The sequence below is a fragment of the Geminicoccus harenae genome (assembly GCF_019800005.1).
GTDB classification, from domain to species: Bacteria; Pseudomonadota; Alphaproteobacteria; order Geminicoccales; family Geminicoccaceae; genus Geminicoccus; species Geminicoccus harenae.
Window position 1 is genome coordinate 21366 of the sequence record NZ_JABGCL010000030.1, and the last position, 13760, is coordinate 35125.

The 13760-nt window shown below is 67.5% G+C and carries 14 protein-coding genes; 6 read left to right on the forward strand and 8 right to left on the reverse strand.

Annotated elements, in window-relative coordinates; all coding sequences use genetic code 11:
• Nucleotides 1-95: 95 nt before the first annotated feature.
• The 8 genes from HLA95_RS21800 to kce form a co-directional block, all read right to left on the reverse strand.
• Nucleotides 96-314 carry a hypothetical protein gene (locus HLA95_RS21800; RefSeq protein ID WP_191060803.1) on the reverse strand — a complete coding sequence of 73 codons (219 nt, stop codon included), beginning with the start codon at nucleotides 312-314 and terminating at the stop codon, nucleotides 96-98.
• A gap of 192 nt (nucleotides 315-506) precedes the next feature.
• Entirely contained in the window at nucleotides 507-1139 is a 633-nt protein-coding gene (locus tag HLA95_RS21805) for an ATP-binding cassette domain-containing protein (protein WP_191060804.1), read from the reverse strand.
• A 4-nt stretch (nucleotides 1140-1143) separates the two neighbouring features.
• The gene (locus tag HLA95_RS21810) at nucleotides 1144-1842 is read right to left on the reverse strand and encodes an ABC transporter ATP-binding protein (RefSeq protein ID WP_191060805.1); all 699 of its coding nucleotides are present in this window, start codon (nucleotides 1840-1842) and stop codon (nucleotides 1144-1146) included.
• Nucleotides 1839-2582 carry an ABC transporter ATP-binding protein gene (locus HLA95_RS21815; RefSeq protein WP_222184505.1) on the reverse strand — a complete coding sequence of 248 codons (744 nt, stop codon included), beginning with the start codon at nucleotides 2580-2582 and terminating at the stop codon, nucleotides 1839-1841. The genes HLA95_RS21810 and HLA95_RS21815 overlap by 4 nt, the downstream gene beginning before the upstream one ends.
• The gene (locus HLA95_RS21820; RefSeq protein ID WP_191058642.1) at nucleotides 2579-3595 is read right to left on the reverse strand and encodes a branched-chain amino acid ABC transporter permease; all 1017 of its coding nucleotides are present in this window, start codon (nucleotides 3593-3595) and stop codon (nucleotides 2579-2581) included. Before HLA95_RS21820 ends, HLA95_RS21815 begins: the two co-directional genes overlap by 4 nt.
• A 5-nt stretch (nucleotides 3596-3600) precedes the next feature.
• Entirely contained in the window at nucleotides 3601-4521 is a 921-nt protein-coding gene (locus HLA95_RS21825; protein ID WP_191058643.1) for a branched-chain amino acid ABC transporter permease, read from the reverse strand.
• A gap of 36 nt (nucleotides 4522-4557) precedes the next feature.
• The gene (locus HLA95_RS21830) at nucleotides 4558-5850 is read right to left on the reverse strand and encodes an ABC transporter substrate-binding protein (protein WP_191058644.1); all 1293 of its coding nucleotides are present in this window, start codon (nucleotides 5848-5850) and stop codon (nucleotides 4558-4560) included.
• Nucleotides 5851-5909: 59 nt separating this feature from the next.
• A complete protein-coding gene (gene kce / locus HLA95_RS21835; protein WP_191058645.1) occupies nucleotides 5910-6842 on the reverse strand; it encodes a 3,5-dioxohexanoate:acetyl-CoA acetone transferase in 933 nt (310 codons plus the stop codon).
• A 280-nt stretch (nucleotides 6843-7122) separates the two neighbouring features.
• Here kce and HLA95_RS21840 point away from each other — a divergent pair, with 280 nt between their 5' ends.
• From HLA95_RS21840 to HLA95_RS21865, 6 genes are all read left to right on the forward strand, one after another.
• On the forward strand, nucleotides 7123-7824 hold the full coding sequence (locus HLA95_RS21840) for a GntR family transcriptional regulator (RefSeq protein ID WP_223861416.1): 702 nt from the start codon (nucleotides 7123-7125) through the stop codon (nucleotides 7822-7824).
• 210 nt (nucleotides 7825-8034) lie between these two features.
• On the forward strand, nucleotides 8035-9237 hold the full coding sequence (locus tag HLA95_RS21845; RefSeq protein ID WP_191058646.1) for an ABC transporter substrate-binding protein: 1203 nt from the start codon (nucleotides 8035-8037) through the stop codon (nucleotides 9235-9237).
• Nucleotides 9238-9283: 46 nt separating this feature from the next.
• Nucleotides 9284-10372 (forward strand): ABC transporter ATP-binding protein, encoded by a 1089-nt coding sequence (locus HLA95_RS21850; protein ID WP_191058647.1) that lies wholly within the window; start codon nucleotides 9284-9286, stop codon nucleotides 10370-10372.
• 4 nt (nucleotides 10373-10376) lie between these two features.
• Entirely contained in the window at nucleotides 10377-11267 is an 891-nt protein-coding gene (locus tag HLA95_RS21855) for an ABC transporter permease (protein WP_191058648.1), read from the forward strand.
• Nucleotides 11268-11270: 3 nt separating this feature from the next.
• Nucleotides 11271-12077 (forward strand): ABC transporter permease, encoded by an 807-nt coding sequence (locus HLA95_RS21860; protein WP_222184507.1) that lies wholly within the window; start codon nucleotides 11271-11273, stop codon nucleotides 12075-12077.
• A gap of 2 nt (nucleotides 12078-12079) precedes the next feature.
• Nucleotides 12080-13624: a GMC family oxidoreductase gene (locus HLA95_RS21865; protein WP_191058649.1), complete on the forward strand. Its 1545-nt coding sequence runs from the start codon at nucleotides 12080-12082 to the stop codon at nucleotides 13622-13624.
• The last annotated feature ends 136 nt before the right edge of the window (nucleotides 13625-13760 follow it).

A 13760-nucleotide genomic window follows, 5' to 3' on the forward strand; every position in this document is an offset into this window, starting at 1 on the left:
GCGAGGGACGCTCAGGCGGCGGAGAATAGCTAGGCTGCGTACTATTGGACATGCGCACGATGACGCTGCCCCCCGAAGAGGGCAGGCGCATGTGCCTATGGCGTCTCCAGCCATTCCTTGAAGCTGAGGGTCGGCTTCTTCGGCATGGAGGACTGGATGATGGCGCGCAGGCGCTCTGACGAGCGATCGTCCGGCGCCAGTGCCCGGGCCACCCGCCGGATCAGCTCGGCGTCCTGCTCACGGACGCATACCTCGACCCGCCGGATGCCGTTGTCCGTCATGCGCCGACGATGGGTCTGCAGCGAATCTTTCATCGTATGGTTGCCCCGCAATGATACATAACTGTATTTAGAGTTTAGAAGTAACGTCGCCATGAGATTATGCCTTGCTCCTATAGTATAGGAGTACCGTATCCCGAAAGCAGAAAATGTCGCGCCGGCACGCGTGGCGTCGCCACCACACCTTCGGGTTGCAGCGTGGCCCGGAGGAACGGGCGCAGCACCGCCTTACAGGGCGTGGGCGGCCGCCGTCATCTCATGGCCGAGATAGGCCTCGACCCGGGGGTCGTGGACCAGTTCCGCAAAGCTCCCCTTGCGCTCCGCGCGCCCGCCATGGACCAGCAGGAAGCTCTCGCCGATCTCGTTCAGGATCTCGAGATGATAGCGCGCGGTCGGGTGCAGGCAGACGAACACCAGCTTGCCCTCGGCGCGCAACCTGCGGAAGAAGTCGAGCATGAAGCCGATATAGCCGTCCTGCGTGTTGAACTGCGGCTCGTCGAACAGGTGCAGGATCGGCTGCCTGGTCGGCGAGCGGTCCAGCATGAAGGACGGCAGGATGCGGCGGAACGAGCGGACTTGGTAGGACTGGTGATAATGGATCGCCAGCCGGTCGCGCTCGCCATAGCGCACCCGGTGGATGTCGGCGCCCGCCACCATCACCTTGCCGGCGCTCGGCGTGTTGGAGCCGGTGATCATCTCGAACAGGGTCGTCTTGCCGGCCCCGTTCGGCCCGACCACACCGACGATGGCGCTCTGCTCGAACACGAGGTCGGCCTGGAGCTGGAAGGTCGGCGTGCGGTCCAGCATGCCCTTGCGGTAGATTTTGCGTATCCCGTCCAGGCGCAGGATCGGCTCCGACATGGTGTCAGGCTCCCAGGAGGCGCTGGCGCAGCGCCCGGTCGTGGCGCAGCTCGTCCGCCTCGCCCTGCCAGGCGACCCGGCCGCGATCCAGCACCAGCGCCCGGTCGGCCACGGACAGTGCCAGCTCGGCGTTCTGCTCCACCACCACCGAGGCCACGCCCTGGTCACGCAGGTGGCGGATGGTGGCGAGCACGTCCTCGACGATCTTGGGCGCCAGGCCCTGACTCGGCTCGTCGAACAGGACCAGGCCCGGCGAGCCCAGCAGGGCCCTGGAGATCGCGACCATCTGCATCTCGCCGCCCGACAGGTTCTCGGCGTCGCGGTGCATCAGGTGGTCCAGGGCCGAGAAGATCCCGCAGCAGTCCTTGACGGTCCAGGCCCGGAAGCGCGTGCGTTTGGCCGCGATCTGCAGGTTCTTGGCGACGCTGAGCGTGGGGCAGAGCCGGCGGTCGTCGGGGACCCAGCCGATCCCGGCCCGGGCGATCCTGTGGGTCGGCCAGGCGGTGACGTCGGCGCCGTCGAAGCGCACCCGGCCCTCCGACGGGCGGGTCAGCGCCAGGATCGAGCGCAGCGTCGTGGTCTTGCCGGCGCCATTGGGGCCCAGCAGCGCCACGACCTCACCCGGGCGCACGTCGAACGAGACCCCGAACAGGACCTGGGTTTCGCCGTAGAAAGTGTGGATGCCGTCGACCTCGAGGATCATCCGAACCGCCCCAGATTGGACCGGCGCACCCAGGGATTGGCCTTCAGCTCGTCCGGGCGGCCGTGCGCGATCACCTGGCCCCAGTGGACCACGGAGATCCGGTCGGCCAGACCGAACAGGAACTCCATGTCGTGCTCGATCGCCACGATGGCGAGCCGGCCCTTCAAACGGCGGACCATCTCCGCGATCCGGGCGATGCCGTCGCTGCCCAGGCCCGAGGTCGGCTCGTCCAAGCACAGCACGCGCGGCTCCTGCGCCAGCGCCACGGCGATCTCCAGCGCGCGGCGCTCGCCATAGGACAGGTCGCGCGCCAGCACATGGGCCTTGCTGCCCAGCCCGACCTCGTCCAGCACGAGGCGCGCCGCGGCGTCGGCCTCGGGGTCGCCGATGGCGGCGCGATGGCCATGCAGCGCCTGGGCGCGGAAGGCCGGCCTTGCCAGGGCGACGTTCTCCAGCGCGCTGAACTCGTCGAACAGGGTCATGATCTGGAAGGAGCGCGCCACGCCGAGTGCGGCGATCCGGTGCGGCGGCAGGCCGGTCACGTCCTTCCCGTCCACCAGCACGTGGCCGCGGCTGGGCCGCACCCGGCCGGTCAGCACGTTGAAGAAGGTAGTCTTGCCGGCCCCGTTCGGCCCCATGATGCCGTGCAGCTCGCCGGGTGCGACGCTGAAGTTCATCTCCTCCAGCACCACCCGGTCGCCGAAGCGGACATGGACCTGGCGGGCCTCCAGCGCGCTCACGACGTGCTCCGGGCAGCCGGCTGAGCGGGTGCCTGCGGCTGGCGGGAGAAGCGCCGGCGCAGGTCCTGGAAGACCCCGGCGATGCCTTCCGGCTTGAACAGGATCACCGCCACGAACAGGAGGCCGAACCAGAGCATCCAGGTGAGGGTCACCGCCCCCAGCAGGTCGCGCGCCAGCAGGAACACCACGACGCCGATCACCGGCCCCCAGAAGCTGACCATCCCGCCGCCCACCAGCACCATCATCACGATGTAGCCGGAATAGTGCAGCGCCATGACTTCCGGAAAGGCACCGCCCTGCGCCATGGCAAATAGGCTGCCGGCCAGACCCGCGAACGCCGCGGAGACGATAAAGGCCAGCATCTTGAACAGCACCACCTGGTAGCCGAGATGCGCCGCGCGCAGCTCGCTCTGGCGGATCGCCGACAGCACCCGGCCGAACGGCGAGTAGGTCAGCCGCCACAGCGCCACCACCGTCACCAGGAACAGGGCCAGCACGAAGAAGTAGAGGGCCGTGTTGCCGGTCAGGTCGAACGACACGATGCCGAAGTCGGCCGGCAGCCGGGCGATCGGCAGGAGGCCGTCCTCGCCGCCTGTCACGTCGCGCGCCTTCATGGCGATGAACCAGAACACCTGGCCGAACGCGATGGTGAGGAAGGCGAAATAGATGCCGCGCCGCCGCGCCACGAACCCGGCCACCAGCGCCCCGGCCAGGCTCGCCGCCAGGATCCCGCCCAGGAGGCAGACCCACAGGTTCGCGGCCACGTGGAACTGGGTGAGCCCGAAGGCATAGGCGCCGATGCCGAAGAAGGCGCCGTGCCCGAAGGACGGCAGGCCGGCCGTGCCCAGCAGGAGGTTGAAGCCCAGCGCGTAGATCGCCCAGATCAGGATCTCGACGCCGATATACTGGTAGAGTCCGACCTTGGCGATCCAGAGCGGCACGGTGAGGAGCAGCAGTGCCACCCCCACCATGACGGGGGTGATCAGGCGGCCGGCATGGGCGGGGGTCTGCATCGGCGTCAGGCCTCCAGGATGCTCTTCTTGCCGAACAGCCCGCGGGAGCGGAAGGTCACGACCACGATCAGCAGGATGTACATGGAAAGCAGCGACCATTCCGACGCGTAGGCGGCGGTGAGGCCGATGACCATGCCGACCATCAGGCCCGCGATCACCGCCCCCCAGAACGAGCCTACTCCGCCCAGGACGATGATCAGGAAGGCCGGGATCACTGCATCCACGCCCATGTGCGGGCGGATGCCCCAGATGGGCGCCATGATCACGCCCGCGGCGGCCGCCAGCATGGTGCCGATCGCGAACACGCCGATGCGCAGCTTGGCCAGGTCATAGCCCAGTGCGCGGACCATCTCGCTGTCATGGGCGCCGGCCTTGATCACCGCGCCGAAGCGGGTCCGCTCGATGAGCAGCCAAGTGAGCAGGATGAACACGGCGGCCGCGAAGGCGGCGAAGAACCGGTAGGTCGACCAGATCAGGTTCAACGCGATGAAGCCGCCCGAGATCGCGTCCGGGGTCGGCAGGATATAGTCGCGCGTCCCCCAGATCGACCGGATCACGTCCTCGATCACCATGGCGGCGCCGAAGGTGAGCAGGAGCCCGAACAGCGGGTCCTTGCCGTAGGTGCGGCGCATCCCTTGCTCGATCAGGATGCCGAGCAGCCCGACGATGCAAGGGGCGACCACCAGCGCCAGGGCGTAGCGCAGCCCCAAGGGCAGCCCGGCCCACCACTCGCCCACCCCCGCCGGCAGTGGCAAGGGCGGGCCCAGCAGCGCGTAGGCGACATAGGCGCCGAGCGCGAACAGGGAGCCGTGGGCCAGGTTGATCTGCTCCATCACGCCCACGATCAGCATGAAGCCGAGCGCGATCAGCGCGAACAGCAGGCCCAGAGTCAACCCATTGATGAGGAAGGGGATCAGGGTGAACATCCGCTCTGCCTACCCACAGCTCCCGCCGAGGTTCATTCAGCCATCCACCGTCGGGATCTGCTCGTAGGGAGCGAGCTTGCACAGCTTGCCTTCCTCCGGGTCGACCACGTCCTCCGGCTTCGACGCGCTGATGATCTCGTAGAGGTCGGTGTCGTCGACCGGGTTCGGGTTGCGGCGGGCCAGGTAGATGGTCTGCTGCAGGTGGTGGGTGTCCGGGTTCATCCAGGCATCATAGTCCTGCAACCGGTCGGCGGCCGGGATCTTGAGCTGCTCCAGCTCCTTGATGATCGCGATGTTGTTGGTGGTGCCGGCCCGCTCGATCGCGCGCAGCGTCTCGCGCATCGCCATGTAGCCGCAGTAGGACACGTTGCCAGGCACCGGAATCGCATCCCCTTCGGCGCGGGCCTGCCAGCGCTTCACGAAGTCGTCCACGCCCGGCAGCTTCAGCTTGTGGTACCAGTTGGTGCCGAAGATGCCGATGATGCTGTCCGGAGCCGCCCAGACATCCGGCCAGTCCTGCTGGCTCTGGACCCAGGCCGCCTGCTTGTCGAGGCCGAGCTCGGCCACCTGTGCCCGCAGGATCTTGCCGTCGTCGCCGCCGACCGCCGGGGCCACCACTTCCGGCGCCATCTGCTGGATGTTGAGCAGGTAGGAGGTGAAGTCGCGGGTGTTCTGCGGGATCAGCAGGTTGTCGATGATCTCGCCGCCTGCGGCCTCCACCAGCTTGCGGGTCGCATCCGAGGTCTCGTGGCCCCAGACATAGTCGTTGGTGAGCAGGAGCCACTTCTTGCCGACCCGCTCCACCGCGGCCTTCACCGAGGACATGGTGAAGTTGGTGCCGTTCCCGTCCCAGACGAACTTCACCCGCGAGCAGTTCTCGCCGGCCTCGGTGGGGGCGGAGGAGTTCGAGTTCAGGTAGATGGTGCCGTATTTCTCGGCCACCTGGGTGATCGCGTTGGCCACGCCGGAATGGATGGCGCCAATCAGGATCGAGCAGTCCTCGCGGGTGATGAACCGCTCGGCGACGCGGCTGGCGGTCGCCGGGTTCGTTTCGGTGTCGGCGGTGATCCACTCGATCTTGCGCCCGAGCACGCCGCCATTCGCGTTGAACTCGTCGATGCACATGGTGATGCCGCGCAGCTCGTCGCGGCCGGACGCGCCATACATGCCGCTGGCATCGCAGGTCAGCCCGATCTTGATGGGCTTGCCTTCCTGCGCATAGGCGCGGTTGTGCTTCCACGGCCCATAGAAGGTGCCAAAGCCGGCGGCGGCACCCGCCAGCATGGTACCACCCTTGACCAGGCCGCGCCTGGTGATCCTGTCGGTCATCGTGCTTGCTCCCAGATCATGGCGGCCGGCCCCATTCGTCGCCGGACAGGTCCGTTCGCTCAGAACTCCACGCGATCCCCGCCCTTGAGCTCCAGGATCTCGCGTGCCTCGGCAGGGCTCGCGATCTGCATGCCCAGCCCCTCGATGATCTGGCGGGCGCGGCGCACCTGGGCGGCATTGCTTTCCGCGAGCTTGCCCGGGCCGTCCCACAGCGAGTCCTCCAGACCCACCCGGACATTGCCGCCCATCGCCGCTGCCTGGGCGGCGATCCGCATCTGGTGGCGGCCCGCCCCCAGCACCGACCAGCGATACTGGTTGCCGAACAGCCGGTCGGCGGTGCGCTTCATGTGCGCCACGTCCTCCGGATGGGTACCGATCCCGCCCAGGATACCGAACACCGTCTGGATGAACAGAGGCGGCTTCACCAGGCCCTGCTCGAGGAAATAGGCCAAGTTGTAGAGATGCGCCGTATCGTAGCACTCGAACTCGAAGCGTGTGTTGTTGCCAGCACACATCTTCAGGATGTACTCGATATCGGCAAAGCTGTTCTTGAAGATGTTGTCCTTGGTCTTCTCGATGTAGGGGCGCTCCCAGGCGTGCTTGAACTCCTTGAAGCGGTTGAGCATCGGGAAGGTTGCGAAGTTCATCGAGCCCATGTTGAGCGAGGCGACCTCGGGCTTGAACACCGCCGTGGGCCTGGCCCGCTCCTCCACGGTCATGCCGATGCCGCCGCCGGTGGTGAGGTTGACCACGCAGTCGGAACGCTGCTTGATGATCGGCAGGAAGCGCCCGAATGCTTCCGGAGTCTGCACCGGCATGCCGTTCTCGGGGTCGCGCGCATGCAGATGGATGATCGCGGCACCCGCCTCGGCGGCACCCACCGCGGCGTCGGCGATTTCCTCCGGGGTCACCGGCAGGTGGGGCGACATGGATGGCGTGTGGATGGCGCCGGTCACCGCACAGGTGATGATGACTTTATCGCGTGCCGCCATGAGTGAGCGCTCCTGCCGGGAAAGGGACGGCCTGGTCGCCTGTTTCGGTGGCCAGCGGGCCGGTGGCACCACTGCCTGGCATGGCGCCGGAGCAGCGGCCGACCCGCGCCCGGCGTCCACCTGAACATCCCTGATCCACGGCTGCTTTTGTGATCCGTGATCACGGTTGCCTAGTGCAGGCTTTCCGGCTTGTCTAGCGTTCATCCGCACCCGGTGGAGCATCAGCGAGTGGGCAGCAGAACCATGCCAGCAGTAATTATGTGATCACGGATCACAATACGTGGCCAGTCCGTTCAACATGCAGGAACTCCTCCCGGTGGACCGGGACACGCTGGGCGACCGGGCCTACCGGCGGCTGCGCGAGCTCCTGATGTCCGGCCGCCTCGCACCCGGCGAACGTCTGTCGCTCCGCTCGGCCGCCGAGGCGCTGGGCGTGTCGATCATGCCGGTCCGCGCCGCAGTGAGCCGGCTGGTCGCCGACCATGCGCTGGAGGTGACCCCCAGCCGGGCGATCCGGGTGCCGCGCACCGGCGTGGCGCAGTTCCGCGAGCTGACCGCGATCCGGATCGAGGTCGAGGGCTTCGCCGCGGAGCGCGCCGCATCCGCCCGGAGCGCTGCCGACCTGGAGGCGATGGCGGTGGCCGAAGCCGGCTTTCGTATGGAAAGCCTCGCCACCAGCCCCGACCTCGAGCGGGCCGTGCAGCTCAACATGGACTTCCACTTCGCGCTCTATCGCAGCTCCGGCATGCCCATGCTGGTCGAGCTGATCGAGCAGCTCTGGCTCAGGGTCGGACCCATCATCAACCTGGAGACCCGTGGCAAGCCGGACCGGCTGGTGACCGGCGGCGCCTATCGCCGCCACGCCCAGGCGCTGGAAGCGATCCACCATGGCCAGGGTGTCGCCGCCAGGGAAGCGATCGCCGCCGACATCAGGGGGGCGGCCGAGTTCATCATCGCCCGGGGCGACATCCTGACCGGCTGACGGTGCACCTGCTTTCGAGCGCGGCACCAGGAGCAGGGGCAAATAAAAGCGCCGGCATCGGCGGAACGCACACTTAACCGGTTGTGCAACACGCTGTTCCGCGCCAATCCTGACGGGCACTGCTGGTCCAAATCGATGGTCGTTTCGCCCCGTGGAAGGTCGCGCATAAGCGATCACCACGGTCCCTGATATCTTGGGAAAGAAACGCTGATGTCGAGCATCGAGCCCGAGCTTCCCGCGCAGGATCCGGTCACCCGGCCCGGGACCACGCTCTCCCGGCGCGCGGCGCTGGCGAGCGGCGTCGGCACTGCCGCCATGCTGGCCGCACCCCATGTGCGCCGTGCGCACGCGGCCGGCCTGAACCTGCGCATGCTGATGTGGCAGGACTACAATATCGCCGAGACCGTGGCCGAGTTCGAGAGCGAACACGGCGCCACGATCTCGCCCGCCTTCTTCGACGGCAACTCCGAGGCCTTCAACAAGATGAAGGCCGGCGGCACCGGCGACTTCGACCTGGTCATGGCGGACGGGTTCTGGCCGCGCCTCTATTTCCGTGACGGGCTGATCCAGGCGCTGGACCCGGCCAGGCTGCCGAACCTCACCAACCTGTTCCCTGACTTCCAGCCGGGCGCCTACGACCTCCTGCTCGACCAGCCGGGCGGCCAGTTGATCGGGGTGCATAATTGCTGGGGCAGCTACGGCATCACCATGAACACCCAGCACATCCCCGAGGAGGAGCGGAACTCGCTGGGGGTGATGTTCGACGAGAAATATGCCGGCCATCTCGCGACCGGGGCGCGGTTCGAGGAGAACATCGCCATGGCCGGCATCATGGCGGCCACCCAGCTCGGCACCAAGGACGGGCCGCGGCCGAACGGCGACAGCTCGTTCAATCCCTACCACCTGACCGACGAGGAGCTGGAGGCGGCCAAGCAGCTCCTGATCAAGCAGAAGTCGCTGCTGGTCACCCGCTACCAGGACTACGACTCCCTGCAGCGCCTGATGCGGCCGGGGCTGGTCTGGGCCTCGCCGGAATTCTCCGAGATCTATCGCCGCCTGACCCGGGCGCGCCGTGCCGGCGAGATCGAGTTCGACGTGGTCCATACCCTGCAGCCCAAGGAGGGCGGCCTCGGCTGGATCGACAGCTGGCAGGTCAGCTCGGGCGTGACCGACCCGGCCATGGTCGAGCTCGCCCATGCCTGGATCAACCACTACATCTCCAAGCAGAGCATGTACCGGGTCGGCATGAAGGGCGTGGCACCCTGCTACGACGTGCGCGACCTGCTGCCGCCCGAGGAAGTCTCGCTGCTGATGCTGGACCGCACGGCCGAGCTGCGCGGCCTGCACATGTTCGACCAGCCGTCCTCGCCGGAGAAATGGGAGCGCGTCTGGTCCGAGGTCGAGGCGGCCTGACGCCGGCACTAAGCGAACTGACGCCTCCAGCGACCGACGGACGCACATGGCCGACTTCGTGCTCGAACTGGACCGGGTGACCAAGCGCTTCGGCGACGTCACCGCGGCCGACGATCTCTCGCTCCAGGTGGCCCAGGGGGAGTTCTGCGCCCTGCTGGGCCCCAGCGGCTCCGGCAAGACCACGCTGCTGCGGATCATCGCCGGGCTGGAGCTGCCCGATTCGGGCCGTGTCCTGATCAACGGCCAGGACGTGACCCGGCTGCCGCCCTATGCGCGCAAGGTCGGCATGGTGTTCCAGAACTTCCTCCTGTTCCCGCACAAGACGGTGGCGGAAAACGTGGTGTTCCCGCTGCGCATGCAGGGAGCACCCAGGGAGCGGCAGAAGGAGCGGCTGGCCTGGGCGCTGAAGCTCCTGCGCCTGGAGGGTCTGGAAGACCGCTACCCGAACCAGCTCTCGGGCGGCCAGCAGCAGCGCGTGGCGCTGGCCAGAGGCCTGATCGCGCGGCCGGCCCTCCTGCTGCTGGACGAGCCGCTGGCCAATCTCGACCGCGAGCTGCGCAAGGAGATGGAGGTCGAGGTCCGCCGCTACCAGGTCGAGCTGACCACGCCCTTCATCTACGTCACCCACAACCAGGAGGAGGCGCTCACCATGAGCGACCGGATCGCCGTGATGGCGAAGGGTCGCTTCGAGCAGGTGGCGCCGAAGCTGGAAGTCTACACCCACCCGACCAGCCCGTTCGTGGCGGGCTTCGTCGGCCATTCCAACAAGATGAGCGGTCGACTCACCGCATTGGACGGGTCCAGGGCGCGGCTCGACTGGCAGGGGGTCGAGATCGCCGTGCCGAGCCCGGCGCGTGCCGGGGTGGGCGACCGCGTCGATTATTTCGTCAAGTGCGAGCACATGGTGCTGCGCAGCCCGAACGATCCGCCGGAGCCGGAACTGGCGAACCGGGTGCCGGGCGTGCTGCGCGACGTGATCTTCAAGGGCCCGAACGCAGACTACCTGGCCAGGCTCGACAACGGCGTGGAGCTGACCGTGACCGACGCGGTCACCATGCCCAGCATCCGGCGCGACGACCCGGTCCACGTGGCCTGGGCGCCGGAAGCCGGCCAGTGCTTCGCGGCGGCGGGCTGACCGCATGGCCACCGAGATCGCCTCCGCCCGCGGCCAGCTCAGCCCTGAAGCACGCTTCCTGCTGCTGGCCCTGCCGGGCGCTTTGTTCGTCGTGACCTTCCTGATCCTGCCGATGCTCTCGATCCTGGTGTTCAGCTTCTGGCGCACCGAGAGCTACAACCTGATCCCTGAGTGGAGCCTCGACAACTACGTCGTCCTGTTCACCACCCCGACCTACATGACCTTCCTGCTCCGCTCGTTGCTGACGGCCGTCGCGGTCTCGATGGTGGCGCTGATCTATTCCTGGCCGGTCGCCTACTTCATGGCGAAATATGGCGGCCGCTACCGGCTCCTGCTCAGCTTGGCCGTGGCAGCACCGTTCTTCACCGGCGTGATCCTGCGCATCACCGGCATCCAGGGCATCATGGGGCCGGTCGGCCTGATCAACATGGGGCTGATGAATTTCGGCCTGCCGCCGATCAGCTTCCTCATGTACACGCCCACCGCCGCGGCCATCGGCATCGCCTATCTGTTCATCCCGTTCATGGTGACGGCGATCTACCTGTCGCTGCTCAACTTCGACTTCGAGCTGCTCGAGGTCGCCAAGATCAACGGCGCCAAGGCCTGGCGGGCGTTCTTCGAGGTGACCCTGCCGCTCAACTGGATCGGCACGATCATCGGCCTGGTGCTGGTGTTCGTGCCGGCGCTCGGCGATTCGATCACCGCCCGTTTCCTGGGCGGGCCCAACGCCGCCTCGTTCGGCCAGGTCCTTTCGCTCCAGTTCGGCGAGACCGGCACCTGGGCGCTGGGCTCGGCCATGGGCGTGGTGCTGTTCCTGGTCTCGTCCTTCGTGATCTTCCTGATGTGGCGCTCGGTGAACCTGCGCCGCAGCGGCTTCACCGGGCGGGAGGGCTGAGCCGTGAAGGCGGGCGAGCTCCTGGCCAGGCTTATCGGCGGCACCCTGCTGCTGAGCCTCTATCTGTTCCTCTACGCGCCCATCGCCTACGTGATCTACGTGTCCTTCCAGAAGGACCTGAACTGGCCCTTCCCGCCGAGCTGGACGCTCGCCCACTACGCCGCCCTTGGGGCGGACCAGACCTATCGGGAAGGCCTGTGGAACAGCATCCTGCTGGGCCTGGGCAGTGCGGTGATCTGCACCGCCGTCGCGACCATGGGCAGCATCGCGGTGCTGAAGTACCGGTCGCGCTGGCGGGCGCTGATGGTGGTGATCTTCCTCTGCCCCCTGTTCGTGGCGGACCTGCTGGTCGGCATCTCCAACCTGCTGTTCAACCGCCAGGTCCTGAACCTGCCGGGCAACATGGGCTCGGCCATGATCGGCAACGCGGTGCACTGCACCTCGTTCGCCTTTCTGATCATGCTGGCCCAGCTCTCACGCTACGACTGGCGGCTGGATGACGCCGCCATGGTGTTCGGCGCCCGGCCGCTGCGCTGCTTCCTCGAGGTCACCCTGCCGCTGATCTGGCCGGCCATGCTCGGCGCGTTCCTGGTCAGCTTCATCCTGGCCTTCAACAATCTCGAGATCTCCTTCTACAACCTGGGCGCCATCCCGACCCTGCCGACCATTGCCTGGGGCTCGCTGCGCTTTGGCCTCGGCGGCGAGCTGTTCGCGCTGGCGGCCCTGGTCAACGGCGTCGTGCTGGGGGCGTTCGCCGTGATGTATCTGCTGATGCGCTACCGGGTCGTCAGCTTCGGCCACCGGGAATGACCGTGCGCCACCAACCAACCGAGGAAGGGTTCGTCATGCGGGTGATCGTGGTAGGGGCCGGCAGCGGCGGTGCGACCTTCGCCGGCCGGCTGGCGCAGGACCGCCGGCACGAGGTCGTGCTGGTGGAGGCCGGCCCGGACTTCGGCCGGTTCGACGCGCATGGCTGGCCGTTCGAGCTGCTGGATTCGCGGCGCATCCCGACCACGCATGATTGGGGCCTGGAGAACCAGGACCCGGGCTCGCCGCGCTCCTACCGGCTGGAGCGCGCCCGGGTGATGGGCGGCTGCTCCTCGCATAATGGCTGCGCCGCGGTGCGCGGCATCCGCAGCGACTTCGAGAAGTGGTCCGAGGCGGGCGGGGTCGACTTCTGGAACCCGGACGAGTTCCTGGAGGACTTCGCCGCAGTCGACCGGGCGCTGAACGTGCGCACCCTGCCGTTCGAGGAGTTCTCGCCCTACCAGCAGGATTTCTACCACGCGGCGCGCGCGGCGGGCATCCCGCACTCCGACGACATCAACGACATCGACGAAGGCGTCGGCGTCTCGATCTGCCCGATGAACAAGAAGGGCGGCATTCGCTGGAATGCCGCGTTCGGCTTCGTCGACCCGGTGCGCGGCCAGGACAATTTCTCGGTCGAGGCCAATTTCGAGGTGGCCGAGCTGCTCCTGGACGGCCGGCGCGCGGTGGGCGTGCGCGGCTTTCGGCGGGGCGAGCCCCATGAGCTGCGGGGCGACTATGTGGTCCTGGCATCGGGCGCCTATGGCTCACCGATGCTGTTGCTGCGCTCGGGCATCGGCGACCCGGCGACGCTCGGGGAGGCCGGCATCGAGCTGCGCCATGCCCTGCCGGGTGTCGGGCGCAACCTGCAGGACCATCCGGCCATGGCGCTCACCTACCGCGCCCAAGGCCGGCTGATCGGGCGGACCCAGGCGCACGAGCAGCTGCGCCTGAACTATGACGAGGGCACCATTGTCAAGGTGCGCTCTCCCTTTGCCCAGAACCCCTTCGACATGCACATCTTCTCCGTGGGCGGCCGCACCCCCGACCTGCAGGACTGGTACTGGCAGGTCTATGTCGGCCTCCTGAACCCGCGCTCGCGCGGCCAGGTCCGCCCGGTGCGCAAGGACGGCAGCCTCCATTTCGCCATCGAGCACAGCCATGTGACCGACCTCGAGGAGATCGATCTCCAGGCACTGGCCTGGGGCGTGGCGGAGGCCCGCCGGATCATGTCCCATGCGCCGGTCGCGGACGAGCTGGAGGAGATCGTGCCCGGCGTCGGCATGGGGGACGACAAGGTCAGGGACTGGATCCGCGCCTCGCACCAGCACTACTACCACCCGGCCTCGACTTGCTCGATCGGCCGGGACCCGGCGGCCGGCGCGGTGGTGGACGGCCATGGGCGCGTCCACGGGCTGGACGGGCTGATGGTGGCGGACGCCTCCATCATGCCGTTCGTCACCACGGCCAACACCAACCTGCCCACCGCCGCTTTGGGCCATCGCCTCGCGCGCAAGTTCGATGCCATTCAGGAGATCGCGCGCGACTGACCCTTGCGCGGGATGCCCGGGTGTTGCATCCGCATCGGCGCTTCATGCGTTAGACAAGTGCGCGCGCGTGTTATGTTGCTCGGGCCGCTTGAGCCCGGAGGGTATTCTTCCTCGAACGACGCGCGGCCGAGAGGAT

What these genes read in the sequence shown, in the direction of transcription:
- HLA95_RS21800 (WP_191060803.1), bottom strand. Translation starts at nt 314, where the DNA reads ATGAAAGATTCGCTGCAGACCCATCGTCGGCGCATGACGGACAACGGC.
- HLA95_RS21805 (WP_191060804.1), bottom strand. Translation starts at nt 1,139, where the DNA reads ATGTCGGAGCCGATCCTGCGCCTGGACGGGATACGCAAAATCTACCGC.
- HLA95_RS21810 (WP_191060805.1), bottom strand. Translation starts at nt 1,842, where the DNA reads ATGATCCTCGAGGTCGACGGCATCCACACTTTCTACGGCGAAACCCAG.
- HLA95_RS21820 (WP_191058642.1), bottom strand. Translation starts at nt 3,595, where the DNA reads ATGCAGACCCCCGCCCATGCCGGCCGCCTGATCACCCCCGTCATGGTG.
- HLA95_RS21825 (WP_191058643.1), bottom strand. Translation starts at nt 4,521, where the DNA reads ATGTTCACCCTGATCCCCTTCCTCATCAATGGGTTGACTCTGGGCCTG.
- HLA95_RS21830 (WP_191058644.1), bottom strand. Translation starts at nt 5,850, where the DNA reads ATGACCGACAGGATCACCAGGCGCGGCCTGGTCAAGGGTGGTACCATG.
- kce (WP_191058645.1), bottom strand. Translation starts at nt 6,842, where the DNA reads ATGGCGGCACGCGATAAAGTCATCATCACCTGTGCGGTGACCGGCGCC.
- HLA95_RS21845 (WP_191058646.1), top strand. Translation starts at nt 8,035, where the DNA reads ATGTCGAGCATCGAGCCCGAGCTTCCCGCGCAGGATCCGGTCACCCGG.
- HLA95_RS21850 (WP_191058647.1), top strand. Translation starts at nt 9,284, where the DNA reads ATGGCCGACTTCGTGCTCGAACTGGACCGGGTGACCAAGCGCTTCGGC.
- HLA95_RS21855 (WP_191058648.1), top strand. Translation starts at nt 10,377, where the DNA reads ATGGCCACCGAGATCGCCTCCGCCCGCGGCCAGCTCAGCCCTGAAGCA.